The 1,474-nt window shown below is 32.9% G+C and carries 1 protein-coding gene; it reads left to right on the forward strand.

Going from position 1 to position 1,474, the window contains the following annotated elements; genetic code table 11:
• Positions 1 to 458 precede the first annotated feature (458 nt).
• Positions 459 to 884 carry a hypothetical protein gene (locus H592_RS0121070; protein WP_028870501.1) on the forward strand — a complete coding sequence of 142 codons (426 nt, stop codon included), beginning with the start codon at positions 459 to 461 and terminating at the stop codon, positions 882 to 884.
• Positions 885 to 1,474: the final 590 nt, after the last annotated feature.

Below are 1,474 nucleotides of genomic sequence, written 5' to 3' on the forward strand. Positions count from 1 at the left end.
AAGGTTTTGAACGAACGATTTAGTATTCATAGTCTTTACCTTTAATACGTTATGATCACTTATAAGTATAGACAACAATTAACAGGAACAGAGCCAAAAAAGAATAGATAAATGGACCCCTTATATCTTCTATTCGCAGATTAAGACATTCAGTAATGATTTAAAAAAACATCAGCGAATAGATAGCAATCAAGTCCCAAGTGCAACTCCTAACGCAGGCTTAGTCAATGCATCACAGCATGTTATAGCGGATATTTATCAAGCATATGACCAATTCTCTGTTGCTATTGGTACATCCTATCGCTTTAGCCCAGTGAGTGTATTAAAAGCTGAAATAATGTTTGTTGAAGTTGATGATACATCAAGTCTATTTGATGTTTCATCCCAGAGTGAAAGTAGTAATTACTCGACAACGATATTTTCTCTCTCCTATAGCTTTGCTTTTTAGGAGGTGACAAATGACTAATCAAGGGTTCATTATTACCTCACTGATATTAATACTTTTTGTTTCCACCCCTGCTCAATCAGAGCTAGTGATTATAGGCAATAGTAAAACAGTATTTTCAGAACTCAACACACGTATTATCAGTCGAATTTATACTGGTAAAATAATAGAAATTGAAGGGGTTTCCGTAATACCTATTAATAGCATTCAGACGACTGCTTTAAGAAATAAATTTTTAGAAAAGTATTTGTCACAGGATGAAAATGAATACTCGGCATATTGGACAGTGAGGCGCTTCATTGGTAAGGGAACCCCACCTAAAGAATTGGCATCAGTAACAGATATTATTAATTACGTCGGTGAAACACCCGGAGCAATAGGTTATATTGACACCGATTCAATCTCTGTCCCTAGCTCTGTAAAAATAATAAATCAGTAGATCATTAATAACTTTACGACGACAAACAAAGAGTGAACATTAATCTAATACAGAAAGCTTAAATGATTGTTATCAAATGATTTTATATTTTTAACTTCACATTAATACACTAAAGGGCTCTATTGATAGACTCAATATCTTTTAAACGCCTCCATTTAGGTATATGTTTATATGATTTATCATACAAAATATAAAAATCAGCAACAACTGAGGCAAATAATCTCTAGGTATTAAGATCAAGCTCTAACGCGCACATTATAGTGGAACAGTAAGCGATAAGTTCATGGATGAACTAAAGTAATTTAATGATAAGCAATATGCTTAAGGAAGAAAGTTGAGTAAAAAATATTTTTATTACTCAAGTTTCGGGATTCAAAACAGATAATAAAACTAAAGTAACTTGATGATTTAAAATAGGTTGACGTCTCATTGTGGTAAAATACTTGTTATCTAGACAAAGTAAGAAACCACAAGAGACATCAAATGAATTCTGCCACAAAGCCCTTGAACTTACCATCATTAACCGCTGACTTACTTAACCAAAAAAACCTTAAAATTGATAACACATTTAGCTCAACATGGAAGAGCCT

The sequence above is a fragment of the Psychromonas arctica DSM 14288 genome, assembly GCF_000482725.1.
In the GTDB taxonomy this organism is placed as follows: Bacteria; Pseudomonadota; Gammaproteobacteria; order Enterobacterales; family Psychromonadaceae; genus Psychromonas; species Psychromonas arctica.

Coding starts and splice junctions, on each gene's coding strand:
- H592_RS0121070 (WP_028870501.1), top strand. CDS start 459: ATGACTAATCAAGGGTTCATTATTACCTCACTGATATTAATACTTTTT.